This is a genomic window from Halomarina oriensis (assembly GCF_009791395.1).
In the GTDB taxonomy this organism is placed as follows: Archaea; Halobacteriota; Halobacteria; order Halobacteriales; family Haloarculaceae; genus Halomarina; species Halomarina oriensis.
Window position 1 is genome coordinate 28,872 of record NZ_WSZK01000030.1, and the last position, 24,328, is coordinate 53,199.

Consider the following 24,328-nt stretch of genomic DNA (forward strand, 5'->3'; position numbering starts at 1 on the left):
GCCGGTACAAAAACCTACGTCACGAGGTACGCGCCGAGGTAGACGAAGACGGCGAGCGTGACCGTCGCCAGCGCCGTCAGCGCCATCGTCAGCGGCCGGTGGCGCTCCCGAGCACGGTAGCGGTCGACGCCACCGACGAGGATGCCACAGGCGAGGCCGACGCCCAGCAACGTCAGGACGAACGGGTACGACAGCGACAACGTGGGGGCGGGGACGGCCAGTGCGACCCCGCCGGAAGGGAGGCCGAGCGCCACCGTGGGGTCGACGTAGTCGCGGACCTCGTGGTCGCTGAGGTGGAGGTAGACGAGCGCGGCCAGCCAGAACGTCCCGAGTTCGACGAGCATCGCACCCAGCAGGTGGAGCGTCGGGTCGAGGCTGAGCGTGACGCGCTCTGCCACCAGCACGGTCTCGAAGGGGTAGAGCAGTCGCGGCGGCTCGCCGGTCAGCAGGTCACCGAACGGGTGGCTGAGCAGGCCGACCAGTGCCGTGACGAAGACGGCACCGGCGTCGACCCCTCGGCGTGCCGCGAGCGTGCCGACGAGGAGTCCGCCGAGGACGAACGCGCCCATCACGAGGCCACCGAGGAGACCGCTCGTCGTCCCCGAGACGGCGACGAGGCCGCCGAGGACGACGACGGCGAGGAGTTTCGAGGCCCCACCGCGCGTCCAGAGGGCGAACCCCACCGCGGCGACGACGCCGACGACCAGCGAGTGGGTCACCGAGCGGTGGACCACGGTGCTCGCGCTCCAGAACCCCTCCGCGAGTGCGAGCGGCCCCCCGTCGGCCCACAGCAGGCCGACCGGTGCGTAGAGCATGTCGACGTCCGGGAGGGTGGCGAAGACGCCGGCGAGCAGACCGAGCGCGAACGCCCGTCTGCGAGTCGCGGTGGGCGTGTCCGCTGGCAGGCGACTGACGACGAACGCGACGAGCGCGAACGCCAGCAGACCGTGACCGATGAACACGTCACCGGTAGGACAGCAGCGCGCAAAAAGATGTGGAAGGTCAGCTAGCAGTCGTCACGCGACGCGTGTGCCCGATCACGACGGCAGGCCCTCGCTCGCCTCGGGGTGGAGCACCTCGTAGTCGCCCGTCGACTCGACGCTCATCACGGCCCAGTCGTAGTCGGGTTCGAGCGACAGCAACTCCGCCCGGAGTTCGGGTGCCCGTTCGGGGTCCGCGACGAAACACCGCAGGTCGGCCTCGCCGTCGACCGTCGTCGGTGTCTCCTCGGAGATGTAGACGATACGCCACTTGCGCTCGGCTCTGAGTTCCGATCCGACGGACTCGACCTCGTAGCCGAGTTCCGTGAAGATGGCGCGCGCTTCGTCTATCAAGGGTGTGCTAAGGACCCCCATTCGTTCGGAGGTTGTGTGTCCCACCACATAACAGTTGGCACGGCTTACCATGACACATCGTATCGTCGACCGGTCGGGGGTCGTCCGGAACCTGCCGAAGACGCCCGCACGTCGAATCCGGTCGGTAGCGGCTCACTCGTGGGCGGCGTCCCACTCCTCGGCCTTGTGGAGGTTCGCACACGCGTTGCACTGGATGCGACCCATCGAGTCGACGGCGGTGTCGAGCGTCTCGCAGTTCGAACACCAGAACCCCCAGCGACGACTCCGGTCGTCGGTGACGTAGACGACGAAGAAGGGAGCTTTCGACCCGCGTTCGGCTTCGTCGCGGGCGACGTACAGCGTCCGGCCCTCGTGGGCGTGCGCTTCCAGACTCATACACGGGACTCGTCGCAAGTCGGTAAATGCTCCGCGGTCGATGCGTTGATACGAGACTGGGACCTCCACGGCGGTATGGCTCCTCGTCTCCTCCACTACTCCGACATCGAGGGTGTCTACGACGACCCGGATGCCCTCGCGCGACTCGCCGGCACCGTCGAGCGGTTGCGGGACGACGAGACGCTCGTTCTCGGGTCGGGCGACAACACCGCCCCCGGCGTCCTCTCGCTGGTCACCGAGGGTCGCCAGTCACTGCGCTTCTTCGACCGAGTTCGCCCCGACGCCGACACGCTCGGCAACCACGACTTCGACTACGGTCTCGACACGACCCGGCACCTCGTCCGCGAGTCACCACAGCGGTGGCTGAGCGCGAACGTCCGGACCGCCGAGGGGGACGTGTTCGGCGGGGACGACGGCGTCGTCCCCTCGACGGTGCTCGACGCGGGCGACGCACGGGTCGGACTCGTCGGCGTCACCGACCCCGCGACGAAGGAGATGAGTCCGCGTGCGAACGGCCTCCGGTTCACCGACCCGCTCGAAGCCGTCGGGCGAGAGATGGGTCGGCTTCGGAGCGAGGGTGTCGACCACCTCGTCGTCCTCTCGCACCTCGGCGCGGCCGACGACGAACTCGCCCGGAACTACGACCTCGACGCCGTCCTCGGCGGCCACGTCCACCAACCGCGGGCGGAGACGGTCGCCGGCACCGTCTGTACGCGCACCGGGTCGAACGGCCAGCGACTCGTCGAGGTCGACCTCGGCGACGGGTCGGTGACCGTCCACGACGTCGCCGACGGGCCGACCGTCGAGTCCCTCCGCGAGGAGTTCGAGCGCCTCCGCGGCGAGACGGGACTGACCGACGTCGTCGGGCACGTCGACCGGCCCATCGAGCGCCGCCGCGACCTGCGGACCGCGGGGGAGTGTCGCGTCGGGAACTTCGTCGCGGACGCCTACCGCTGGGCCGCCGACGCCGACCTCGCCCTGCACAACTCCGGAGGCCTCCGGGACGGCCCGTCGCTCGCCGGCGCGGTGACCGCGGCCGACCTCGTGAGCGTCGTCCCGTTCGACGAACCGGTCTCCGTGGCGCGCGTGACCGGCGACGACCTGCTGGGGGTGTTCGCCGACGCCGCCCGCGCCCCCCCACGGTGAGTGGCGCTGGGACGCCCACGTCAGCGGTGCGACGGTCTGCTACGACCGCGACACCGAGGCGGTTCGGGACCTCCTCGTGGGAGGCGACCCGGTCGACCCCGACGCCGAGTACGAACTGGCGACCAACGACTACCTGCTCTCGACGGCCCACGAGTTCCCGACGCTCACACCCGCACACCGGGACCGGACGCTCCGAGTCCAGCACGAAGTGCTGGTCGACTACGCGCTTGAGACCGGTATCGCGCCCGAACTGGAGGGACGGGTCGACGTCGGCGGCGCAGGTCGGTCTCGGACGGAAGGGTTAGAACGCTCGACCGAAAACAGGGAGCGATGACGCAGGTTATCGTCCCGGTCCGGTATCCCCTCTCCGAGCACTCGCGGGCGACGGTAGAGGAGGGTGCGCGTATCGCGGACGAACGCGACGGCGCGCTCATCGTCCTCCACGTCAACCTCTATCAGAACGGGGACCGAACCTCGCGTCGTGAACTCAAACGCGCCGTCGAGTCGATCATCGGGTCCCGGAACCGAACCCGATACGTGGTCCGGTCGGGGTTCCTCGTCGAGGAGACCATCCTCGACGAAGTGGCCGCCGAACGCGCCGATATCGTCGTCATCGGCCGCAAGCAGGTGAGTCGCTGGCGGCGGATGGTCCGAAAACTGACCGACGACCCCGACGTCGAGCGCTTCCTCCGCGAGAAGGTCGACGCCGAAATCGTCACCGTCGGCTGACCGCGCTGGTCCCGGTCGCCGTTCGCCGACGTCTCCCGTCCGCTCAGTCGTCCTCGTATCGCTCGCCGGTTTCGCCCCCGTCGTGCGCTCGCCGGTCCCCTCGTCGCGGACTCTCACGTGACGGGCGCTGGTTCTCGCGGAGCGACACCGGGAGTTCCCCCGACGTCTCGTCGAAGAACAGGTGCGAGTGGGGGTACGCTATCTCGACGTCCGCGTCGTCCAGCGCGTCCCAGATGCGTTCCTGAATCCGCGAGCGGACGGTCAGCAGTTTGTACGGCTCACGGACCCAGTACCGGAGACGGAGGTTGACACCGTGGTCGGCGAAGTTCTCGATGTAACAGGTCGGCGCGGCGGGGTAGCGCGCGCTCCCGATACGGATGTCCGGGCCGCCCCCGACGACCCGGTCGACGCCGCGGGCGGCGTCCTCGATTATCTCGCGCGCCTCCTCGATGTCGCCCTCGTAGGTGACCAGCACGTCGAGGGAGAGTCGCGCCCGCGGGTCCTCGGCGGAGTAGTTGATGACGTCGCGGTCACGCATGTTCCCGTTCGGGACGACGAGGAAGGTGTTGTCGAGCGTGAATATCTTCGTGTACCGGAGCGTGATGTCCTCGACGAACCCGCGCTGTGGCGGGGTCCGGCCGACGAGTTCTATCATGTCGCCCACCTCGTAGGGCTGGTCGGCGAGGACGAACAGGCCCTGGATGTAGCTCCCGATGATGGGCGCGAGCACGATACCGATAACCGCGGAGAGCACACCGAGCGAGATGGTGATGTCGCCCAGCGAGACCCGGTAGATGCTGAGAATCGAGAGGAACGCGAGCGCGTAGACGCCGAGGCGCATCAGTCGGAGGACGGTCCGGGTGACGCTCGGACGGCGGAACCGGCGAGCGACGCGCCGACCGAACGTCTGCGTGAGGAGGTTCGCGGCGTACCACGCGGCGGCGGCGACGAGTATCGCTAGTATCAGTTGTCCGACCCAGAGGTCGACCCCCAACCACTCGCTAACGGCGTTGCTGGGCGGTACATCCGTCGGTACCTGGTCGACCGCCCCGTCCCGAGGGGTCGGCTGGTCGCCTCCCTCCGTCGCCGTGGTCGTCGCGTCCTCAGTCCCCTCCGTCGTGCTCGTCGCGTTCGACGAGTCGTCCGGAGCGTCCTGACTGCGCATACCTGTCGCTCACCGGACTGACGAAAAAGGGTTGCGACCCGGCCCCGCGAAGCTAAGCCCCTCCGCGTCGGCACTCCACCATGTTCGGCATCCGCGAGCGGCCGACGTTCGACGTGACGGACACCGAGTCGTCGGCCGACGCGCTCGTCTGTGGCTTCTCGGAGTACGGTCTGGCGGGCCTGACCGCCGCGAACTACCTCGTCGAACACCTCGACCTGTCCGAGGTGGGCCACGTCACGACGGCCGAACTCCCGACCATCACCCCCTTCGAGGACGGCCGGCCGCGCCACCACACGCGGCTGTTCGCCGGCGACGACGCGCCCGTGACCGTGCTCGTCGGCGAACTGTTCGTCCCACCGGCGGCGGCCGCCCCGTTCGCCGACGCCATCAGCGCGTGGGCGACCGACACCGTCGACGAACTCGTCGTCCTCTCGGGGGTGCCCATCGCTCACGGCCCCGAGGACCACCGGGCGTTCTCCGTCGCCACCGACGGCTACCGCGACCGGCGACTCGCCGACACCGACATCGCCCCGATGGGCGGCGGGTTCCTCGACGGCGTCAACGCCGCCGTCACCCGTCTCGGCCTCGACACCGACCTCGAAACGTGCGTCCTCGCCACGCCGGCCCACGGACAGACGCCCGACGTGGACGCCGCCCTCCGCTTGCTCGACGCCGTCACGACGGTCTACGGCCTCGACGTCGACACCGAACCGCTGGAGACGTACGCCGACCGCGTCCAGCGGTACTACACCGAACTCGCCGACCGGATGGAACGGCGCGACGAGCGGAGCAGCGACGACCGGATGTACATGTAACACCACTTGTTTACGCCTCGGGTCGCGCACAGCGCGACCGCTCGACGCAAAAAAACCTGGGCTAAAAAGGCCGCTCGGCACGCGAAGCGTGCCTCACGGTACAGTACATCGGTGTTCCGCACAGCTACCGCACGAACTACTGTTGGCGTCCTGGGACCGACCCAGTGACCGGACTACCGACCGTTACGTCGAACTGTGCCGTCTTCTCCTGTACGAGTGCCTCGATGCGACCGGTGTGACGAACGAATCGGGGAGTAGGCGCAGTCGGTTCGACTCACGCACACCCACCCGCGAATGCGCTTCGAGAGCGATTTCTGCTGGCTGAGTGTGGCGAAATCCCACCTCGACGACGGCCCGTTCGAGGACGACCGCGAATCGCTCAGAGACGCCGACCGACCGGACGGCCGAGCACCGACCGCTCGGCGAGTTCGAGTCTCCCGGACGGCCGACTCTCCGGTCGAGCCATCGACCCGTGATACCGACTCTCGGGGCGTGTGCGGGGTGTTGACGGGATTTCGTGAGACAGCAAACCTATCCGTGCCCGGCGGCTACACTTAAGTGATGAGTCGAGCAACCTACCGAGACCCTCCCAGCAGGACGGCCCATCGCCGCAAGTCGATGCTGTTCTGTCCGACCTGCGGCCACCAGAGCCCCGCCCGGCGTGGCGACTGGGTCGTCGAGCACCGTCTCACCGACGACGGTCGGCGAGTGGAACTCTCCTGTCCGACCTGCGAGACGACGCTCACGGTCGAACCGTCCTACCACGAGTAACCCGTTCTTCGAGGCGTCCCGCGACTCCCCAGCGCCGTCAGTCCCCGTGGCTTCGCCGCTCTGCTGTCCGAGAGCCTCTCTCGCCGGCGCTCGTTCGCGTCTCGCTACTCCTCGCGGCTCCCGTCGGTCACCGGTCGGATAGGCCGCGGCGCTCTGCGAGTGCCGCGCTACTCCTCGTCGGTGACGACGTCGCTGACGAGCTGCATCGGCGTCGCGTCGTAGGCGGGGTTCTCGATGGCGAACCCCTCGGCGGGTTCGAGCATCACCTCGCTGGGCGAGCGGAACTCGTTCTCGAAGACGAAGCCGTCCTCGATGATCTTCGCGCCCGACCCGGCGACGGTGACCGGCACGTCGAGTTCGTGGGCCGTCGCGGCGATGGGGAAGGTCCCGACACGGTTGTAGAGCGTGTCACCGACGATACAGTCCATCCCGAGGAGCACGGTCTCGCAGTTCGGGAGCAGGTAGCCCGCCGCGCTGTCGACGAGGAGGTGCGCCTCGACACGGTCCATCTCGGCGAGCGTTCGGACCGTCTTGCGCCCGAGGTAGCGAGGGCGGGCCTCGGTGACGTAGATGGTCAGTTCCTTGCCGTCCAGTGCCGCGATTTCGACCGCCTCCAGCACCGTCGAGGAGTAGTCGTGCGTCAGCAGAGTCGTCCCGTCCTCGAGCCGAGCGGCGGTGTTCTCGGCGGCGAGGTGTTTCGCCGTCTCGACGCGGTCGACGACCGCTTCGGCGGCCTCGCTCGTGAGTCGCTTCGCTTCCTCGATACTGTCGGGGTCGGCGTCGGTGACCGCGTCGACGATGTCGCGCTGCGTGGTGTGGAGGCTGGCGTGAGACGGGTTCGCCCGCCGGAGCGCGCTGGCGTTTCGTTCGAGGTCACGGACGTACTCCTCGACGGTGGCGACGTCGCGCTCGGCGAGCGTGGCGAGCGCGCGAGCGGCCTTGACCGCGACCACCGACGAACTGTGCGTCTGCATCTCGCGTATCTCCTCGACGGTGTCGTCTATCATTGACTCACTCTCCGCTCGAATCCGGCAAAGTGTTTCTGGATAGGAGAGCGACGGCGTGGTGGGTCGACGATGCGACCAGCACCGCCATGAGCGTCGGGTCCCTACCGGTGGTATGAGCTTCCCGGTCCGCTACACCTGTCCGCGCTGTGACGCGGTCGTGACGCTCGACCGCGACGGCTACCTCGCAGACAAGTGCGTCACCGAAGCGCCGCTGACGGGGTGGGAGTACGCGCCAGCGTACGAACCGTTCGAGGAGCACGACGGCGTCGAACTCGTCTGTGGCGCGAGCGAGACCGACGGCGAGGGCTGTGGTCGACCGTTCTACCTGAGTTTCGTCAAGTACGACGACGGTCGGGAGGTCGAGAGCGACGCCCCGTTGCGACCCGAGGACGCGCCACGCTTCGACTTCCGGCGGTGAACACCGGCCTCGAACTCAGCGCTCGTCGTCCTCGAACCCGTTGTCCGGGTCGACTTGCTGGGCCGTCGTGTCGATGCCCATCGCCTGCAGTCGGTCGGGAGAGACGGTCTGGCGGTTCTCGCCCGAGACGGTCACGCCGCTGGTGACGATAGAGCGGACGCCCTCCTCGACGGTCATGTCGACGTCGACGACCCGGTCACGACTGACGTGGAGGACGAACCCGCCCATCACCGGGTTCGGTGCCATCGGCATGAACAGCGTCACCATGTCGTCGGTGCCGGTCGCCTGCTCGATGTTGGTCGGCGTCTCCGCGGTGACGAACGCTATCGTGTACGACCCCTCGGAGGGGTACTCGACGAGTTTCACGTCCTGGAAACTGTCGACGTCGCTGTCGACGACCACCTCGCTCATCTGACGGAAGCCGGTGTAGATGGAGCCGAACCCCGGAATCCGTTCGAGTCCGTTGTGGAACACTTGTGTCGCCCGCCCGCCCGTCGGCGAGCGGTTCGCCACCATCCCGAGCGCGAGCATCGCGGCGACGGTCACCACGACGGCGACCGTCTTGACGAGCACTACGCTCGCGGACGTGTCCGTCTCGACGAAGCCGAACTGCTGGCCGAGCATCGTCACGATCGGATCGAGCAGGCCCGAGACGAAGTTCAACAGCACGCTGATGACGACCAGGGAGACGAGCAACGGCAGTATCAGCGCCGCTCCCGTCACTAACCACTCCCTGAACCGCTCTTTGAACCCTCCGACCGGACGAGCGTCAACCGTCGCCATGGATGACTGTATTTCGTCCTCGGGTAAAGGAGTGAGGCCTGCGACGCCGGTGGAAATATATGCTTTCACACCCGTATCCACGGTAGTGAGCGTCAACGTAGAGTCCTACGTCGTCGAACCCGGTGACGACGAACACGTCGACCAGGCGTGGGACCTCAAAGAACGCATCAACCTGGAGGAGGGGGTCCTCAAGCAGCGTCGTGGCTTCTTCACGGACGCCTACCGACGCTCGACTGTCTACTGCTACCTCGAAGACGACGACCTCGTGGCGTTCGCCTCCACTCGCCGTGACGGCTACATCCTCTTTCTCGCCGTCGCCCCGGAGTTCCGCGGCCACGGGTTCGGCAAACGACTGGTCGCCATCGTCGCCGACCGACACGCCTCCGTCACCTGTCACGCCCGGACCACGAACCAGAACGCCCTCGATTTCTACGAACATCTCGGCTTCGAGATTCAACGCCGCGTCTCCGGCTACTACGAGGACGGCGGCGACGCCTACTACCTCCGCCTCGGAGAGGACGGTCTGCGCGAGAAGCTGACGCGGTTCATGGGCTTCTAAGCCACCTTTTTACGCCTCGGGTGCGCGGAGCGCACCGCTCGGCGCAGAAATCTGGAGCAAAAAGGGCCGCTCGCTCGTTCGCTTCGCTCACTCGCTCGCGGTCCGACAGCACGACTGCTCGTGTAGATTGCAATCGCACCGTATTTGCTCGTCTGGCGCTCGACGCTCGACCGCTCAGCCGAACCGCCCCGTCTCCACACCGCACTCGCCGCAGGTGAACACCGCGACGTGCTCGGTGTGTTCGGGGACTGCCTCCGTCCGTTCGCCACAGTCGGGGCAGTCGCGTCGGAGGTCGACCTCACCCTCCTCGCGTGGTGCGCCGAGAGCGAGGACGACGAGTCGCTCGTCGCCACGGTTCCAGCCCTGCTGCCAGTCGCCGGGTGCGAACCGAATCGCCTCGTTCGTGTCGACGACCACGTCACCCCGCTCGGTGTCGAACGTCGCCGTCCCCGAGCGGACGTAGAACACTTCCTCCTGGTCGTGGTGGCGGTGATAGCAGTAGCCGACCGGTTCGCCGGGCGCGACGGCGAAGTAGTTGACAGCGAGGTCGGTCGTCCCGAGAGCACTCGTGAGGTGGCGGAACTGCCGGCTGTCGGTCTCGAACCCGGTGGCCTCGCTCACGACGACGTGTTCCATCGGAAGATGCTCCGCAGTTCTGGTAGATAACGCTACGGTAGCGAGTGGAAGTGAACGGCGGTGGAGGGGCCGCCGGTGACTCCCACGAGCGGCCCATGCCGAACCCTTCATACTCCCGCGGTCACGAACGTGAGCAGGAATGAACCAGCGGACACGCGAGTACCTCCGTGGCCGGTTCGGCGACCACTACCGACGGGTGTCGGTCGATTCGCCGCCCGCGGCCGACCGGCGCGAGTGGGGGTACATCCCCTTCACGTCGAGCGAGGGGACGACGATGGTCCGCCACAAGTCGGCGTTCGACGTGGGGGACCTCGGGACGTTCCTCACGCGAGAGCGCCCCCGCCACGTCTACTTCTCGGCGGGACGCTACGACGACCCCGGCGCACGCTCGATGAACGAGAAGGGCTGGCAGGAGTCCGACCTCGTCTTCGACCTGGACGCCGACCACCTGCCGGGCGTGGACGAGCAGGCGGACAGCTACGCCTCGATGCTGGCGACGTGTAAGGACGCGCTCGGTCGCCTCCTCGACTTCCTCGACGACGACTTCGGGTTCGAGGACATGACCGTCGTCTTCTCGGGCGGCCGTGGCTATCACGTCCACGTCCGCGACGAGTCGGTCAGAACGCTCGACCGCGAGCAGCGACGCGAGGTCGTCGACTTCGTCCGTGGGCTGGAACTCGACGACGTGACCCGCCTCACGACGACCGAGAGCGTCGCCGGGATGGGACTGAAAAACCCCGTCGAGAAGCGTACGCTCCGAACCGACGGCGGGTGGGGTCGTCGGGTCCACCGTCGCCTCCTCGCCGTCGCCGACGAGGTTCGGGAACTCGACGAGGACGCGGGGACGAAGCGACTCCGCGAGTTCGAGGGTATCGGCGAGAAGGGCGCACAGACGCTCTACAACGCGATGGCGAACAACTACGACCAGTACCGGACCGGGAACCTCGAAGCGGCGGGCCAGTACACCCGCACACTCGCGCAGTTGCTCCTCGACGACGCGCTCACCGAGGAGGGGGCACCCATCGACGAACCGGTGACGACGGACATCAACCGACTCATCCGCCTCCCGGGGAGTCTCCACGGCGGGTCCGGACTGGCGGTGACCCGTATCGAGCGCGACGAACTCGCTCAGTTCGACCCGCTGGTCGACGCCGTCCCGGAGACGTTCACCGACCACGAGATACGCATCGAGTCGCCGACCGACCGAACCGTCGACCTCCTGGGGGAAACACATAATATCCCGGAGGGGATTTGCACAGTGAGAGAGTGTGTCGGCGTGCACCTGATGGCACGCGGTGACGCGGAGAAAGCTTCGGAATGAACCTCGACGAACTCCAGACGGCCCAGAGTCGTGAACGGCAGACCGACAGCCTCCAACAGCTACGGGAGTCGTTCTACGAGGAGGCCGGCCGGTTCATCAGCCAACTCCGCGAGGAGCGCAAGCGTGCCTCGGAGCAGGCCGACGACCCGTTCGACGCCCCCGAGGTACGCCGACTCACGGACGACATCAAGACCGCCGAGCGGACGGTCGAAGCCATCTACGAGCGCCGTATCGGGAAACTCGTCAAGCAGGCCAGTCTCGAAGCGGCGGGCATGGCCGCCGACGCCTCGGGGCTGACTAGGGAAGAGCAGGACGTCTTCGAGACGCTCGTCTCGACCATCGAACACAACCGCGTTCGGGTGCTCGACGAAGTGGTCGCGGGCGACGTGTCGTCGTCCGTTCCCAGTTCGCCGGAGGCCGTCGAGTCGACGGAAGACGACACGGCTTCGGGAGCGACCGACGTCGCTCCGGACGTTCCGACGGGCGACCCGTCGAGCGTCGACGCCGCCGACCTGATGGGTGGCGCGGACGCTGGCGACGACTCGTCTGCGACCGAGGTACAACCGGAACGCGCCGACGCGTCGGACTCCGGACCGGCCATCCCGCCGGACACCCCGCTGGAGACGGACGACGACGCTGCGGACGTGACCGCGCCCGAGGAGGACCCGGACTACGGGGCCGACCCGGCACCCAGTCCAGAGTCGTCGGTGGAGTCGAGCGACGGCGCTGCCGACGAGTCCAGCGAGGACGACCAACCGGCAATCGAGCGCACGACGGTCCGCATCACCCGCGACGTCGGTGAGATACTCGGCGTCGACCAGCGTGCCTACGACCTGAAGAACGAGGACGTGGTGACGCTCCCGACGCCGAACGCCGAACCGCTGGTTGACCGCGACGCCGCCGAGAAGCTGGACTGACCGGCCCACGGCCGGTCGCCCGGCCGGCGCGAGACGCGGAGTTCGTGTGTCGCTATCGACAACTGTCTTCCTACCGAACACTTATCACTCGGTCAGTGCAACCGGGACCGTGACTGCTCCCCTCCCTCGGCGGTCCCTCCTCGCGGCGCTCGGCACGGCCGCCACCGCGACGCTCGCCGGCTGTGGCACGCTCGGTAGCGAAGCCGACTCGGGACCGGAACCGTACCGCATCGGTGGAATCAGCGTCGGGAATGTCGACGACGTACCACACACCCTCGACGTGCTGGTCGAGCGCGACGGCGACGTCGTGCTCTGGGACACCTACGACCTGCCCGCAAGCGGGTCGGGTGACGGAACCGAGTCGTCCGGTGGCGAGTTCGAGTCGGTCCCGTCGTCATCGTTCGGCGGCTGTACCCCCGGCGTGTACTCAATCAGCGTCCGACTCGACGGGACGACGGTGCAGTCGGTCGAAGACGGTGGCGAGGGCGTCCGGGAGTCGAACGCGTGGCGCAGTCTCGTCGTCGACGACAGGGGGGCGCTCCGATGGGGCGTGCTCGTCTTCGCCGACGACGTGAACGACTGCTCGACGCCGACGCCGTCCGAGCGAGTGGTCGTCGCCCGTGAAGCGAGGACGAGACGGTGACAGAGGCCGACTGCCGAACCGGTCGCGGACCGCGATGCCACCGAGATGCTGGAGCGAGCGCTCCGACTACGTCTCGGAGGAACCACGGATGAACCAGCGTATCGCACTCGCTGGTGCCCTCGTCTCGGGACTCGCACTGTTCTCGGCTTTCGTCTGGGCCGGCGGCGACCCGCTCGTCGGCGCGCTCGGCGTCGGTGCGGTCGCAGTGCTGACGCTGTGGCTGAACTGACCGGGCGACGATAGTCCGACGAAAGCGACCGCATCCGTGAGAACGAGCGGAGTTCCCGCGGGCGCGGGGACCGAAGGTCTCGCTAGCAGCCGGCACGAAGCGCCGGCGACGAAGCGAGTGGGTGCACGGAAGACGAGCGAAGCGAGCCTTCCGGAGCGAGTGAGCGCGGTTCACCGGACGCGCCCGCGGGCGCGTCCGGCCTTTTTCGTGAACGTTTTTCGAGGAGGGTCGCTACGCGACCCGACGCTGAAAAACGTTCATTGGAAGGTACGACTGACCTGTTCGCGGTCCTCCGGGGACTCCCCGGAGTTGAACCGTTCTTCGATGTCGTCGTACTGCTGGCGGGTCTCCTCGGTGACGGAGGCGCGCACCTCGTCCATCGCCTGCTCGAAGTGGTCCATCGTGATGCGGACGTTGCCGACGGAGCCTTCGACGTTCTCGGCGGTCTCCTCGTCCATCGAGGAGATGAACTCGCGGGTGGCGACGAGCGCCGCCTCGCGGGCGACGGCTTCGATGTCCGCGCCGACGTAGCCCTCGGTCTGGCGGGCGAGTTTGTCGAGGTCAACGTCGTCTGCGAGCGGTTTTCGCTCGGTGTGGACCGCGAAGATGGCGCGGCGCGCCTCCTCGTCAGGAACCGGCACGTGGACGTGGCGGTCCAGTCGACCGGGGCGCAGGAGCGCCGAGTCGATGAGGTCCGGGCGGTTCGTCGCCGCGACGACCACGACGTCCTCCAGTTCTTCGAGGCCGTCGAGTTCCGTCAGGAGCTGGGAGACGACGCGTTCGCCGACGCCCGAGTCGCTCATGTTGCGACCACGCTGGCCCGCGATGGAGTCGATCTCGTCGAAGAACACCACCGTCGGTGCGTTCGAGCGGGCCTTCTCGAAGACGTCGCGGACGCCCTTCTCGGACTCGCCGACGAACTTGTTGAGCAGTTCGGGCCCCTTGATGGAGATGAAGTTGGAGTTGGCCTCGTTCGCCACCGCTTTGGCGAGCAGGGTCTTCCCGGTGCCCGGTGGGCCGTAGAGCAGGACGCCCTTCGCGGCGTCCATGTCCATCGCCTCGAACACCTCGGGGTAGTCGAGGGGCCACTGGATGGTCTCGCGGAGGCGCTCTTTGGTGTCCTCCAGCCCGCCGACCCGCTCCCAGGTGACGTCCGGCACCTCGACGAACACCTCGCGGAGCGCGCTGGGGGTGATGCCCTTCAGCGCCTCTCGGAAGTCGTTCTCGGTGACCTGGAGCGATTCGAGCACCTCGGCGTCAATCTCGTCCTGTTCGAGGTCGAGGTCCGGGCGGATGCGCCGCAGGGCGTTCATCGCGGCCTCCTTGGTCAGCGATTCGAGGTCCGCGCCGACGAAGCCGTGGGTGTTCTCGGCGTAGGTGTCGAGGTCGATACCGTCGACCAGCGGCATGCCGCGGGTGTGGACCTGCATAATCTCCAGGCGGCCCTCCTTGTCCGGGACGCCGATCTCGATCTCGCGGTCGAACCGGCCGCCGCGGCGGAGTGCGGGGTCGAGCGCGTCGACGCGGTTGGTCGCGCCGATGACGGTGACCTGGCCGCGCTCTTCGAGGCCGTCCATCAGGCTGAGCAGTTGGGCGACGACGCGGCGTTCGACGTCACCGCTGGTCTCGCCACGTTTGGGGGCGATGGAGTCGAGTTCGTCGATGAAGACGATGGCCGGTTGGTTCTCCTCGGCGTCCTCGAACACCTCGCGCAGTTGCTCCTCGCTCTCGCCGTAGTACTTCGACATGATCTCCGGGCCGGAGATGTCGGTGAAGTAGGCGTCTATCTCGTTGGCGACGGCCTTCGCCATCAGCGTCTTCCCGGTGCCGGGCGGGCCGTGGAGCAGGACGCCCTTCGGCGGTTCGATGCCGAGTTGGCGGAACAGTTCGGGGTGGCGCATCGGCAGTTCGACCATCTCCCGGACCTGTTCGAGTTCGCCGTCGAGCCCACCGATGTCCTCGTAGGTGACGGAGGGTGAGCCACCGCCGGACGCGCCGCTCGCGCCCGAGGCGATCTGTTCGGCGGGCTTCTCGCTGACGTGGACCTCCGTCGAGTCGGTGACGACGACGGTGCCGTCGGGGTCGGTCTCGGCGATCTTCAGCGGGATGCGCTGGCCGCTCATCGAGGAGAGCGGCCCGAGGCCGAGGCTGAACGGCACGGTCTGGCCCTGCGTGACGGCCTGCCCGCTGAGTTTGTCGCCGATGTGGCTCCCGATGTTCCCCCGGATACGGAGGTTCTGCGGGAGGGCGACGGTGACCTGCTTGGCGGGTTTGACGTCGGCCTTCTCGACGTCGACCTTGTCGTCGATGCCGACGCCGGCCTCCTGTCGGAGGCGGCCGTCGATGCGGATGACGGCGTCGCCTTCGTCTTCGGGGTAGCCGGGCCAGACGCGTGCGACCGCACGACCGTCCGATCCGCTGATGAGGATGTAGTCCCCGTTCTCCAGGTCGAGGTCGTCCATCGCCGCGCGGTCGATGGCGGCGAGGCCTCGGCCCGCGTCCTTCTGCTTGAGTGGTTTGACCGTGAGTTTCATCGCTCTATCTCGACGGTGACGACGCCGTTTTTGATAAACGCTTGCGCGTACCCGGCGGGCACGTCGAACTCGAACTGCCGGTCGCCGACGAGGACCATCGCGGTACCGTCCACGACGTCGACGTCCGCGTCGACCCCAGCACCGAGGTCCGCCGCGAACACCGTCCGGTCGGTGTAGTCGTACCGGCGAAGCGGTCCATCGCTATCGGCGACGCGTTGCTGATTGGTCATGTACTAACTCCAGGTTAGTTCGCTTAGTATTTGAACGTTTCGCAGGCGAACCACCGTAGGGTGGGCGAATCCGGTGTGGCGGTCGGGTTGCGGTTCACAGTCGGGGCCGCACCGAAATCAGGCTGGTGGTCGGGGCCGATCTACCGGTGTGAACGGCGGGGGCTTTTGCCGCCGGGTGTCGTCGGGAGGGACATGCAACGTGTCGAACACGACGGACGCACGACCACGTATCGGCAGACGGCGTTCGGGGAGGGGGTGCCGACGCTGTACGTCCACGGGAGCGGCGGGGCACACTCGGTCTGGGTTCACCAGTACGGGAGTCGCGGGTTCGACGGACCGTCGGTCGCACTCGACCTGAGCGGGCACGGCGAGAGCGACGACGTCGACACCGACCCCGGCCCGGAGACGATGACGGCGTACGTCGAGGACGTGGTGGCGGTCGCCCGCCGGACGGGGGCGCGAGTGCTCGTCGGCAACTCGCTGGGCGGGGCCATCGCGCTGACCGTCGCGCTCGACACCGACCTCGACCTGACCGGCCTCGTGCTCACGGGGACCGGAGCGAAACTCGGCGTCTCCGGGGACCTCGAAGAACTGCTCGCCGAGGAGTTCGAGGCGGCCGTCGAGACGCTCCACGGGCCGGACATGCTGTTCCACGACGCCGACGACGAGACCCGAACCGCCTCCATCGCGGCGATGGAGGCGACGGGTCGGGCGGTCACCGAACGTGACTTCCTCACCTGCGACGCGTTCGACGTCCGCGAGCGACTCGACGAGGTGGCCGTCCCGACGCTGGCGCTCACGGGCGAACACGACCGGCTCACGCCGCCGTCGTTCCACGAGTATCTGGCGGACGAACTCCCGTCGTCGTCGGCCGTCACCGTCGAGGACGCCGCTCACCTCTCGATGCTCGAACACCCCGACGCGTGGAACGACGCCGTCGAACCCTTCCTCGCAGGCCAGTAGCAGTCACGAGGCGCGTGGGCTCACAGGGTCGACGTCTCGGTCCGCTGCTCGGCCCACGTCCTGACGTAGTGCGCCCAGTACCCCGCGTTGCGCCCGTAGCGCTGTGCGAAGTTGTCGAGGTGGTCGTCGGTCGCCTCCGGGAGGCCGTAGAGTTCCTCGACGGCCGTCCGGAGTGTGGGGTCGTACCGGGGCGGCCTGTCGGTCCGGCCGAACCCCTCGACGGCGACGAACTCCGCCGCCCACGAGTCGAACCCCCAGACGGATTCGAGGCGGTCGACGAGTTCGCCCGTCTCCAGCGTCGAGAGCGGTTCCGTTGCGAACGCCTCGGCGGCGGCCAGCAGTGTCCGTGCCTTCATGTCGTCGAAGAGACGCTCGACGGCCTCCGCTCCCGTCAACACGAGTCGTGGCGTCGGGAACAACAGGAGGGAGGCCGCCGTCTCCGCCGACCCACCGCCGGCCCCCTCGTCGGCGTGGGCCGGTGGTGCCGGAAGCGGTCGTTCCACGACCCGCCCCACGGAGGTGACCAGTTCTCGCTTCTGCTCGCGTGCGACGTCGAGCGGCGTGGCCTGCGCGAGCGCCGCCCAACAGGCCGCGCCGAACGGCGTCGGTGCGCGGACTTGGTGGTAGCCGTCGAGCGTGTCGAGGACGCGGCGAAACGGCGGGTCGTCGGCCGCGGCCGCGTAGAGCGGTTCGACGTCGTCGGCCAGCGAGAGCGCGGCCCCCACCCAGTCGGCGACGACCCGTTCGTCGCCCGGTTCGTCGACCCACGTCACGTCCACGTCGAGGGTCGCCGCCTCCTCGCCCGACCGGACGGTGGCGACGAACGGCCACTCCTCGGCGTAGCCGGCGACCGTGGCGGCGTCGTCACTGCACGCTCGCTCGTCGGCCCAGGGTCCCGTCCGGGAGAGCGCCCGTATCGATTGACCGAAGTCGAATGGCTCGGTCGCGTGCAGTTGCATGGCTCACCCGACACGTGACTCGCAGATAAGTGTCGCCCCCGACCGGACAGAATACGGCAATCCGTGGGGGTTGTCGACGGGTTCTTCAGGGCCTTGACAGCCAAACGTTCGAGCGCTCAGTACAGTTCGTCGAGGTCCTCCTCGACGTGGCTGTGTTCGTCGGCGGGGAACTCGCCGGCCTCGACGGCCTCCTTGTAGTCCGCGACCGCTCGCTGCATCTCACCGCGGACGTCGCCGAACGCCTTCCCGAACGGTGCCGTCCCTTCGGTGAGGCCGACCACCTCGTCGACGACGAGCACCTGTCCGTCACAGTCCGGCCCCGCACCGATACCGATGGTCGGGATGTCGAGTCGTTCGGTGACGATGCGCCCCAGATTGGCCGGGATGTGTTCGAGGACGAGCGAGAACGCGCCGGCCGCCTCGTGGGCTTCGGCCTGTTCGACGATGCGGCGCGCGCTCTCCTCGTCGGTCCCCTGTCGGAACAGGCCGGTCTCGTTCTCGCCTTGCGGCGTGAGTCCGAGGTGGGCCATGACGGGGATGCCCAGTTGAGCGAGTCGACGAGTCAGGTCGACGGTGTGTTCACCGCACTCCAGTTTCACCGCGTCCGCGTCGGCCTCTTTCAGCATCCGACCGCAGTTCTCGACGGACCGGGCCTCGTCGACACCGAACGTGAGAAACGGCATATCGGCGACGACCAGCGCGTTCTCGACGACACGACTCACGGCGCTCGTCGCGCTCAACATCTCGTCGAGGGTGACGGGGATGGTCGAGTCGTGTCCGAGACGGAGGTTACCCATCGAGTCGCCGACGAGAACCACGTCGATGCCGGCCTCGTCGACGACGGTCGCGTCCTTCGCGTCGTACGCCGTCAGCATCGTGATGGGGTCGACGCCTGCCTTCTCGCGGATGTCCTTTGCCCGCATGGCTCGCGGTCGGAGGCGGCCGCTGATAAAGGTCTCCGGTTCAGCAACGTGTGGCGACTCGTGGGGTCGCCGAGCACCGACGTGACAACGAACGGTTCATGACCCGCCCGGCGCAACGGCGAGTGTGCCAACCGTCGAGCGAACCGACCCCGAGGGCGTCGACTACGGGTGGGTGATGCAGACGACGTTCGTCGTCGCCATCGCCGTCGGCGCACCGCTCGTCGCCGTCGCCTCCCTGTTCGTCCCCGCACTGAACACGTGGCCCGCCCGCGCGGCGTTCGCCGTCCGCGTCGGGGCCGTCCTCTGGGTCTGTATCGCCGTCTGCGTCTTCCTCTACGCTCGTTCGCGGGCCGAGTGAGCCTCGTCGGACGAGGTTCAGTCCTCGACCCACTCGAACGCCGTCCCCGCCCGTCGCGCGGTCTCCTCGTCGCGTGTCGAGTCACCGACGAACAGCGTCCGCTCCGGGGTGGCGTCGAGTGCTCCCAGAGCCGTCAACAGCGGTTTCGGGTCCGGCTTCTCCGTATCGAGGGTGTCCCGACCGACCACCGTCCGAACGTGGTCGGCGAGGCCGTGCGTGTCGAGGGCGATGCGGACGGCCGCCGCGCAGTTGAGCGAGCAGACGCCGACGGGGACGTCCAGCGGCAGGTCGTCCGCACGGGCGAGTCGCGTCGAGCGGCGTGCGCCGTCACGCTCGTGGTCGGCGATGACCGACTCGACGGCCTCGCCGTGGCCGGCGTCTCTGGCGTGCTGGAGCATCGCCCAGAGGTCGTCCGGCGGTTCGGTGCCACGGTCGCGGAGCGTCGCGGCGACCTCGCTGGCGACAGCGTCCCAGTCGACGGCGAGGTGGACGAGCGTGCCGTCGAGGTCGTAGACGACGGCGTCGTAGCTGTTCACGCTCGAACGTACTCCTCGACGGCGTCGACCACGTCGGTCGTCGGTGCATCGGGTGCGAGCGCGAGGAACAGACCCTCGCCGTCGGCGAGGACGCGGACGGCCGTGAGGTCGTCCATGAACGTCGTCAGCGCCCGTGTCTCCCCGGAGTCGGCGAAGAGGTCCTCGAACAGGTCCGGTTCGGTGAAGTCGAGGGAGACGGAGGAGTGGACGCCCGAGAGGTGCTCGTGTATCGCCTCGTCGTCGTCCCGCTCGGCGACCACGTCCGCACAGAACAGCACCTCGTCGTCCGCCCGGTCGTCCTCGACGACGAGCAGGAGGCCGGAGCCAGCGACCGCCACTGCGGCCTCTACGGCGGGTGTCGCGTCGAAGCCTCCGACCGACGGGTCGTTCGTCACCGGCATGGACTCTGGTTCGACTATCGAACGATAACCGTTCTTGCCGGACGGCCGACCGGTCGCTCTCATCCGAGCAGGTCGCGGGCGATGACGGTCTTCTGAATCTGACTGGTCCCCTCGTAGATGGTGAGAATCTTCGCGTCGCGGTAGAGGCGCTCGACGTCGAACTCGCGGGTGTAGCCGTAGCCGCCGTGAATCTGGACGGCCTCGTTCGTGACGTCCATCGCGTTCTCGCTGGCGACGTACTTCGCCATGCTCGCCGCGGTGGGGAAGCCGTCGGTTCCCGCCGCCTTCTGCCGGGCGGCGTCGTGGACGTGCAGGCGAGCGCCCTGCGTCGTCGTGTGCATGTCCGCGAGTTTGTGCCGAATCGACTGGATGTCCGCGATTGGCCCGTCGAACTGCTCGCGTTCCTGCGCGTAGTCGACGGCCCGGTCCAGCGCGTCCTGTGCGAGACCCACGGACTGTGCGGCGATGCCGATGCGTCCGCCGGTGAGGATGGAGAGCGCCGCCGAGAGCCCCTTCCCCTCGGGCGTGAGTCGGTTCTCCGCGGGGACGCGCACGTCGTCGAAGGTGAGGCTGGTCGTGTCACTCGCGCGCAGGCCGAGTTTCTCCTCGGGTTCGCCGACCGAGAGGCCGTCGGCGTCACCGGGGACGACGAACTGCGTTATCTCCTCGGGTGCGGTCTTGGCGAAGACGATGTAGACGCCAGCACGGCGGCCGTTCGTGATCCACTGCTTGTCCCCCGAGATGACGTACCCGCCGGCGTCACGCTCGGCGGTCGTCGTCATCTGGGCGGGGTTCGACCCCGCGCCGGGTTCGGAGAGGCAGAACGCGCCGACCGGTCGCCCGTCGACCATCTCCGGCAGCCAGCGCTCCTTCTGGTCCTCGTCGCCGAACTCGGCGATACACGAGGTGGCGAGACAGTGGACGGACAGCGCGGTGGCCACCGCCAGCGTCCCGTAGGCCACCTCCTCGTTGACCACGGCGTAGGTGAGGGGGTCGGCGTCGTAGCCGCCGTACTCCTCGGGGACCGTCAGGCCCGTCAGATCCAGGTCGGCGAGGCCGTCCCAGACGTCCTCGGGGAACGTCTCGTTCGCGTCGCACTCCTCGGCGACGGGTTGTATCTCCTCGACCGCGAACTCCCGGACCACGTCCCGGATGGCCTCCTGCTCGGCCGTCAGTTGCATACCTGGGTGTCTGGTGGCCGAGCGCAAAAATCGCCCGTTCCGAACCGACGAACTCATCGCCACACCGTCACGACCCGCCCCGACCGAACAGTAATGTCGTTCGACGTGGTCGTCCCGAGGACGGATGGTCTCCCGACGTCTGCCGGTCGTCGCGGCCGGTCTCTGTGGCTGTGTGCTGGTGGCGACCAGCGCCGCGCTCGACGGGTCGCTCTCGGCCCCGCTGGTCCCGCCGCCGGAGCCGTCGCTCGACGGTACTACCGGGCCGTCGCTGTTCGCACTCCTCCTCGCGTGGCTTCGTGAGGTCTTCGGCATCTCCTTCGAGGGGGCGCTCGGCGGGTCGGCCCCGCCGGTCGTCCCACCGGTCGTCCTCGCGTTCGCCACCCTCGTCGTCGCCGGGGGCTGTCTCGCGGTGGTCCTGTTGCTCACCAGACGCGGCGGGGTGACCGGGTCGGGCGACCGGCTTCGACCGTCGCCCGACCCCGACGGGAGTCCCCCCTGGCCACCGACGGCCCGGAACCCGCTGGACCGAGCGTGGGTCGCGCTGGTGGCCCGACTCGACGCCGACCGGCCCCACGCGCTGACGACCCGCGAGTGGGCGGGTCGAGCGGTCGAGGACGGGTACGACCGACGGACGGTCCGCCGACTCCGGTCGGCGGTCGAGGAGGGACACTACGCCGCGGACGGTCCCGCCGACCCGACCGAGGTGGCCCGTCGGGCACGCCGGCGACTCGGTATCGACGAGACCGACCCGACCGACCGGACGGGTCGACCCGAGCGGGGAGAACGGCCCGACCGGACGGCCGACGAGGGGAGCGAGTGAGTGGATTCCGCACGTCGCTCGTCGCGGTCGCCGGCGCGACACTGCTCGTGGCCGCCGTCGTCCTCGCACTCGACGTCGTCGGCTGGTCTCTCGGAGCGGGCGCGTCGATGCTGGTCGTTCTCTCGGTCGTCCTCGCCGTCACGACGGCGGCGATGGTCGGCGGCATCCACTGGGGCGAGGGCGTCCAGCAGTCGGCGGTCGAGTCACCCGAGTCCACGGTCGGCACCCCGCGACCCGGCGTCGAACTCCGGGCGCTCGACGGCGGCCGACTCCCGGTCGGTGCTCGACGGCGAGCGGCGATCCGTGACCGACTCCGACGCGTCGCGGTCCGGACGCTGGTGGCCGAACGGGGCGTCTCCGAGGCAGCGGCCGCCGAACGACTGACGAACGGGACGTGGACGACCGACCACACTGCGGCGGCGCTGTTCACGCCTACGGACGGCCCGCTCGACCGCCTCCGGGCCTCGGTACGGTTCCGTCGTCGTGCTCGCCACGCTGCGGTCGCGATTCGGCGACTCGCTCGGGAGGCGGGTGAGCAGTGAGCACCGACCGGACTCGCCGCACCCGTCGCACACGCCGGTGGTTGGGTGTGGTCCCCGTGGCGCTCCTCGCCGTCGCTTTGGGCGTCCTGACCGGTCGGCCGACGGTCCTCCTCGGAGCGGTGGTGGCGGTCGGGTTCCTCGCGTATCCACACGTCACCCGGCCGCCTCACACCGACCTCTCGGTCTCCCGGTCGCTCGGCACGTCGGTCGCACGCGTCGACGAACGGGTCACGGTGAGCCTGACGGTCCGGAACGAGGGCGACACCCCGCTCCCGGACGTGCGCCTCGTCGACGGCGTCCCGCCCGAGGTTCCGGTCGTCGACGGAACCGCCCGACTGGCGACGGCGCTCGACCCGGGAGCGGCGGTCACGTTCGAGTACGGGGTCCGCGCTATCGACGGGACTCACCGCTTCGAACCGGCGACCGCCCTCGTTCGGGACCGGGCGGGCGCGCGGGAACTCGAAGCGAGTGTCGGTGGGTCCTCGACGCTCGTCGGTGGTATCGCCGCTCGCGGCGGGTCGACGCCTACGGACGCACCGTCGGTCGGGGACGGCCGTGACGCGACTCCCCGAGGGTCGGGCGTCGAGTTCGACCGGGTTCGGGAGTACCGCCGTGGCGACCCACCCTCGCGTATCGACTGGCGACGACTCGCTCGGACGGGCGAGCGAACCACCGTCGAGTTCGCGGACCACCGTGCCGAGTCGGTACTGCTCGTCGTCGACGCCCGACCGGTGGCCGCTCGCGCCGCGGCCGACGGACGCCACGCCGTCGGTCACGCGGCGGCCGCCGCCGAGGGCATCTGCCGGACGGTCTGTACGGACGGTGGGGCCGTCGGCCTCACGACGCTCGGAGCCGCGGACTGTGCCGTCCCACTCGGTCGTGGCCCAGAGCACCGTGACCGGCTTCTCGACACGCTGGCGACGGCCGACGCGTTCCGAACCCCGGTGGACAACGACGCCGACCCGCCGACCCGTCTCGCCGCACGTGTCGCACGGTCCCCGCACGAAACGCACGTCGTCTGTCTCACCCCGCTGCTCGACGACGACCTCACACGGACGCTCACGCGGGTCCACGCCGAGGGGCGAACGCTCACCGTCGTCAGTCCGGACGTGACCGCGTCGGGACCGCTCAGCGTCGCGATGGTCGCACTCGAACGGACCCAGCGCCTGCGTCGACTGCGGGCGGCGGGCGTCCGGGCACTGGACTGGACACCGGGGACGTCGCTCACCACGCCGAGCGGGGGGGCCGCCGACCGATGACCGACGGGAATCGGACCGACGGCGGCCCTGCCGACGGCAATCACACCGGCGGGCCGGTCGAGACGGTCGGTCGGCCCACGACCCGTGAAGCGATGGCGGCGCTGCTCGCGGCGGGGCTCTGTGCCGGAGCGGTCGCCGGAACGCCGACCGACCGACTCGCCGTCGTCGTCTCGCTCGTCGGGTGGGCCGTCGTCCTGCTGGCCGACCGGGTGGGGGGTCGTGGCTGGCCTCGGCTCGGTCGGCTGACGACGGGCGTCGCCGTCGTCGTCCTGCTGGGTGCGTTCGGGACGCTCACTCCGGAGGGACGGACGCTCGAACTCCTCCCCGACGTGGTCGTGCTGGTGGGTGTCGCCCTCGTCGCCCTCGGGGGGCTTCCCCTCCGACGTGGATGGGGCCGACCGCTGGTCGCGTGGGGCGGCGTGGCGCTCGTCGCCGCCGTGTTCGCCGAGACCGTCGTCCTCCCGGTCCGGCCGCTCGCGTTCTTCGTCGGCCTCGCGGCGGCGCTGGTGGCGTGGGACCTCGGCGAACAGGCCGTCTCCCTCGGCGAGCAGGTCGGTCGTCGTGGTGCGACCACGGCGGTGTACCGGTCACACGCAGTCGGGAGCGTCGCCGCGGCAGGAGTCGGTGTCGTCGTCGCGCTCGGGGCGACCACGCTCGGGAGCGTCCCGGTACCGGCCGGCGTCCTCGCCGCCTGCGTCTGTGCCTGTGTCGTCCTGCTCGTGGCGCTCTACTCGTAGGCGTCTCGGGGACCGC

Annotated in this window: 30 protein-coding genes and 1 pseudogene; 17 read left to right on the plus strand and 14 right to left on the minus strand. The window is 68.8% G+C overall.

Features of this window, described 5'->3' with window-relative positions; all coding sequences use genetic code 11:
- Positions 1–14: 14 nt before the first annotated feature.
- The 3 genes from GQS65_RS16385 to GQS65_RS16395 all read right to left on the minus strand — a co-directional run bounded on the left by GQS65_RS16385 (position 15) and on the right by GQS65_RS16395 (position 1,730).
- On the minus strand, positions 15–962 hold the full coding sequence (locus tag GQS65_RS16385) for a metal-dependent hydrolase (RefSeq protein ID WP_368280288.1): 948 nt from the start codon (positions 960–962) through the stop codon (positions 15–17).
- 75 nt (positions 963–1,037) lie between these two features.
- Positions 1,038–1,355, minus strand: coding sequence for a DUF7116 family protein (locus tag GQS65_RS16390; protein ID WP_158205711.1), 318 nt, complete (start codon positions 1,353–1,355; stop codon positions 1,038–1,040).
- A 132-nt stretch (positions 1,356–1,487) separates the two neighbouring features.
- Positions 1,488–1,730, minus strand: a complete 243-nt coding sequence (locus tag GQS65_RS16395) for a DUF5816 domain-containing protein (protein ID WP_158205712.1) — start codon at positions 1,728–1,730, stop codon at positions 1,488–1,490.
- A gap of 75 nt (positions 1,731–1,805) precedes the next feature.
- On the opposite strand from GQS65_RS16395, the gene GQS65_RS16400 reads away from it, so the two are divergent.
- The 3 genes and pseudogenes from GQS65_RS16400 to GQS65_RS16405 all read left to right on the plus strand — a co-directional run bounded on the left by GQS65_RS16400 (position 1,806) and on the right by GQS65_RS16405 (position 3,605).
- Positions 1,806–2,876 (plus strand): bifunctional metallophosphatase/5'-nucleotidase, encoded by a 1,071-nt coding sequence (locus GQS65_RS16400; protein ID WP_267902930.1) that lies wholly within the window; start codon positions 1,806–1,808, stop codon positions 2,874–2,876.
- A 73-nt stretch (positions 2,877–2,949) separates the two neighbouring features.
- Positions 2,950–3,210: pseudogene (locus GQS65_RS21970) on the plus strand (hypothetical protein); the annotation flags it as partial.
- Positions 3,207–3,605, plus strand: a complete 399-nt coding sequence (locus GQS65_RS16405; RefSeq protein ID WP_158205713.1) for a universal stress protein — start codon at positions 3,207–3,209, stop codon at positions 3,603–3,605. The pseudogene GQS65_RS21970 and the gene GQS65_RS16405, both read left to right, overlap by 4 nt.
- A 43-nt stretch (positions 3,606–3,648) precedes the next feature.
- Here GQS65_RS16405 and GQS65_RS16410 read toward each other — a convergent pair whose 3' ends face one another.
- Complete coding sequence (locus tag GQS65_RS16410; RefSeq protein WP_158205714.1) at positions 3,649–4,770, minus strand: mechanosensitive ion channel family protein; 1,122 nt, start codon at positions 4,768–4,770, stop codon at positions 3,649–3,651.
- Between the two features lie 80 nt (positions 4,771–4,850).
- On the opposite strand from GQS65_RS16410, the gene GQS65_RS16415 reads away from it, so the two are divergent.
- Together GQS65_RS16415 and GQS65_RS16420 are read left to right on the plus strand one after the other, a co-directional pair.
- Positions 4,851–5,585 (plus strand): proteasome assembly chaperone family protein, encoded by a 735-nt coding sequence (locus GQS65_RS16415; protein ID WP_158205715.1) that lies wholly within the window; start codon positions 4,851–4,853, stop codon positions 5,583–5,585.
- 561 nt (positions 5,586–6,146) lie between these two features.
- Positions 6,147–6,356: a hypothetical protein gene (locus tag GQS65_RS16420; protein WP_158205716.1), complete on the plus strand. Its 210-nt coding sequence runs from the start codon at positions 6,147–6,149 to the stop codon at positions 6,354–6,356.
- Positions 6,357–6,523: 167 nt separating this feature from the next.
- Here GQS65_RS16420 and GQS65_RS16425 read toward each other — a convergent pair whose 3' ends face one another.
- Positions 6,524–7,363, minus strand: coding sequence for a translation initiation factor eIF-2B (locus GQS65_RS16425; protein WP_158205717.1), 840 nt, complete (start codon positions 7,361–7,363; stop codon positions 6,524–6,526).
- A gap of 112 nt (positions 7,364–7,475) precedes the next feature.
- Between GQS65_RS16425 and GQS65_RS16430 the strand changes: the two genes are divergently transcribed.
- Complete coding sequence (locus tag GQS65_RS16430; RefSeq protein WP_158205718.1) at positions 7,476–7,781, plus strand: hypothetical protein; 306 nt, start codon at positions 7,476–7,478, stop codon at positions 7,779–7,781.
- Positions 7,782–7,796: 15 nt separating this feature from the next.
- On the opposite strand, the gene GQS65_RS16435 is transcribed toward GQS65_RS16430, so the two are convergent.
- Positions 7,797–8,564, minus strand: a complete 768-nt coding sequence (locus GQS65_RS16435) for a DUF502 domain-containing protein (RefSeq protein ID WP_158205719.1) — start codon at positions 8,562–8,564, stop codon at positions 7,797–7,799.
- Between the two features lie 85 nt (positions 8,565–8,649).
- On the opposite strand from GQS65_RS16435, the gene GQS65_RS16440 reads away from it, so the two are divergent.
- Positions 8,650–9,123, plus strand: coding sequence for a GNAT family N-acetyltransferase (locus GQS65_RS16440; RefSeq protein ID WP_368280289.1), 474 nt, complete (start codon positions 8,650–8,652; stop codon positions 9,121–9,123).
- Between the two features lie 174 nt (positions 9,124–9,297).
- Here GQS65_RS16440 and GQS65_RS16445 read toward each other — a convergent pair whose 3' ends face one another.
- Positions 9,298–9,759 (minus strand): cupin domain-containing protein, encoded by a 462-nt coding sequence (locus GQS65_RS16445; RefSeq protein ID WP_158205721.1) that lies wholly within the window; start codon positions 9,757–9,759, stop codon positions 9,298–9,300.
- 139 nt (positions 9,760–9,898) lie between these two features.
- On the opposite strand from GQS65_RS16445, the gene priS reads away from it, so the two are divergent.
- The 4 genes from priS to GQS65_RS16465 all read left to right on the plus strand — a co-directional run bounded on the left by priS (position 9,899) and on the right by GQS65_RS16465 (position 12,869).
- The gene (gene priS, locus GQS65_RS16450) at positions 9,899–11,080 is read left to right on the plus strand and encodes a DNA primase small subunit PriS (protein WP_158205722.1); all 1,182 of its coding nucleotides are present in this window, start codon (positions 9,899–9,901) and stop codon (positions 11,078–11,080) included.
- Complete coding sequence (locus GQS65_RS16455; protein ID WP_158205723.1) at positions 11,077–11,997, plus strand: DNA replication complex subunit Gins51; 921 nt, start codon at positions 11,077–11,079, stop codon at positions 11,995–11,997. The genes priS and GQS65_RS16455 overlap by 4 nt, the downstream gene beginning before the upstream one ends.
- A 109-nt stretch (positions 11,998–12,106) precedes the next feature.
- On the plus strand, positions 12,107–12,640 hold the full coding sequence (locus tag GQS65_RS16460; protein ID WP_158205724.1) for a hypothetical protein: 534 nt from the start codon (positions 12,107–12,109) through the stop codon (positions 12,638–12,640).
- Positions 12,641–12,674: 34 nt separating this feature from the next.
- Entirely contained in the window at positions 12,675–12,869 is a 195-nt protein-coding gene (locus GQS65_RS16465) for a hypothetical protein (protein ID WP_158205725.1), read from the plus strand.
- Positions 12,870–13,126: 257 nt separating this feature from the next.
- Here GQS65_RS16465 and GQS65_RS16470 read toward each other — a convergent pair whose 3' ends face one another.
- Together GQS65_RS16470 and GQS65_RS16475 are read right to left on the minus strand one after the other, a co-directional pair.
- Positions 13,127–15,403, minus strand: coding sequence for a CDC48 family AAA ATPase (locus GQS65_RS16470; RefSeq protein ID WP_158205726.1), 2,277 nt, complete (start codon positions 15,401–15,403; stop codon positions 13,127–13,129).
- Positions 15,400–15,633 carry a DUF7127 family protein gene (locus GQS65_RS16475; RefSeq protein ID WP_158205727.1) on the minus strand — a complete coding sequence of 78 codons (234 nt, stop codon included), beginning with the start codon at positions 15,631–15,633 and terminating at the stop codon, positions 15,400–15,402. Before GQS65_RS16475 ends, GQS65_RS16470 begins: the two co-directional genes overlap by 4 nt.
- A gap of 192 nt (positions 15,634–15,825) precedes the next feature.
- On the opposite strand from GQS65_RS16475, the gene GQS65_RS16480 reads away from it, so the two are divergent.
- Positions 15,826–16,596, plus strand: coding sequence for an alpha/beta fold hydrolase (locus GQS65_RS16480; RefSeq protein WP_158205728.1), 771 nt, complete (start codon positions 15,826–15,828; stop codon positions 16,594–16,596).
- 20 nt (positions 16,597–16,616) lie between these two features.
- On the opposite strand, the gene GQS65_RS16485 is transcribed toward GQS65_RS16480, so the two are convergent.
- Together GQS65_RS16485 and panB are read right to left on the minus strand one after the other, a co-directional pair.
- Complete coding sequence (locus GQS65_RS16485; protein WP_158205729.1) at positions 16,617–17,555, minus strand: DNA-3-methyladenine glycosylase 2 family protein; 939 nt, start codon at positions 17,553–17,555, stop codon at positions 16,617–16,619.
- A 116-nt stretch (positions 17,556–17,671) separates the two neighbouring features.
- A complete protein-coding gene (gene panB, locus GQS65_RS16490) occupies positions 17,672–18,478 on the minus strand; it encodes a 3-methyl-2-oxobutanoate hydroxymethyltransferase (protein WP_158205730.1) in 807 nt (268 codons plus the stop codon).
- Between the two features lie 124 nt (positions 18,479–18,602).
- Here panB and GQS65_RS16495 point away from each other — a divergent pair, with 124 nt between their 5' ends.
- Positions 18,603–18,836, plus strand: coding sequence for a DUF5822 domain-containing protein (locus GQS65_RS16495; RefSeq protein ID WP_368280290.1), 234 nt, complete (start codon positions 18,603–18,605; stop codon positions 18,834–18,836).
- A gap of 17 nt (positions 18,837–18,853) precedes the next feature.
- Here GQS65_RS16495 and GQS65_RS16500 read toward each other — a convergent pair whose 3' ends face one another.
- The 3 genes from GQS65_RS16500 to GQS65_RS16505 are packed head-to-tail and all read right to left on the minus strand — an operon-like array spanning position 18,854 to position 20,954.
- Positions 18,854–19,372: an HAD hydrolase-like protein gene (locus tag GQS65_RS16500; protein WP_368280291.1), complete on the minus strand. Its 519-nt coding sequence runs from the start codon at positions 19,370–19,372 to the stop codon at positions 18,854–18,856.
- The gene (locus GQS65_RS21720; RefSeq protein ID WP_233265163.1) at positions 19,369–19,773 is read right to left on the minus strand and encodes a hypothetical protein; all 405 of its coding nucleotides are present in this window, start codon (positions 19,771–19,773) and stop codon (positions 19,369–19,371) included. Before GQS65_RS21720 ends, GQS65_RS16500 begins: the two co-directional genes overlap by 4 nt.
- Before the next feature lie 59 nt (positions 19,774–19,832).
- A complete protein-coding gene (locus GQS65_RS16505) occupies positions 19,833–20,954 on the minus strand; it encodes an acyl-CoA dehydrogenase family protein (protein WP_158205731.1) in 1,122 nt (373 codons plus the stop codon).
- Between the two features lie 124 nt (positions 20,955–21,078).
- On the opposite strand from GQS65_RS16505, the gene GQS65_RS16510 reads away from it, so the two are divergent.
- Genes GQS65_RS16510 through GQS65_RS16525 form a run of 4 tightly spaced genes read left to right on the plus strand, consistent with a single transcriptional unit; the run spans position 21,079 to position 24,312 of the window.
- Positions 21,079–21,774, plus strand: coding sequence for a hypothetical protein (locus GQS65_RS16510; protein WP_158205732.1), 696 nt, complete (start codon positions 21,079–21,081; stop codon positions 21,772–21,774).
- Positions 21,771–22,316: a DUF7269 family protein gene (locus tag GQS65_RS16515; protein WP_158205733.1), complete on the plus strand. Its 546-nt coding sequence runs from the start codon at positions 21,771–21,773 to the stop codon at positions 22,314–22,316. Before GQS65_RS16510 ends, GQS65_RS16515 begins: the two co-directional genes overlap by 4 nt.
- Positions 22,317–22,363: 47 nt before the next feature.
- Positions 22,364–23,575, plus strand: a complete 1,212-nt coding sequence (locus GQS65_RS16520) for a DUF58 domain-containing protein (protein ID WP_158205734.1) — start codon at positions 22,364–22,366, stop codon at positions 23,573–23,575.
- Positions 23,572–24,312, plus strand: a complete 741-nt coding sequence (locus GQS65_RS16525) for a DUF7519 family protein (RefSeq protein WP_158205735.1) — start codon at positions 23,572–23,574, stop codon at positions 24,310–24,312. Before GQS65_RS16520 ends, GQS65_RS16525 begins: the two co-directional genes overlap by 4 nt.
- Positions 24,313–24,328: the final 16 nt, after the last annotated feature.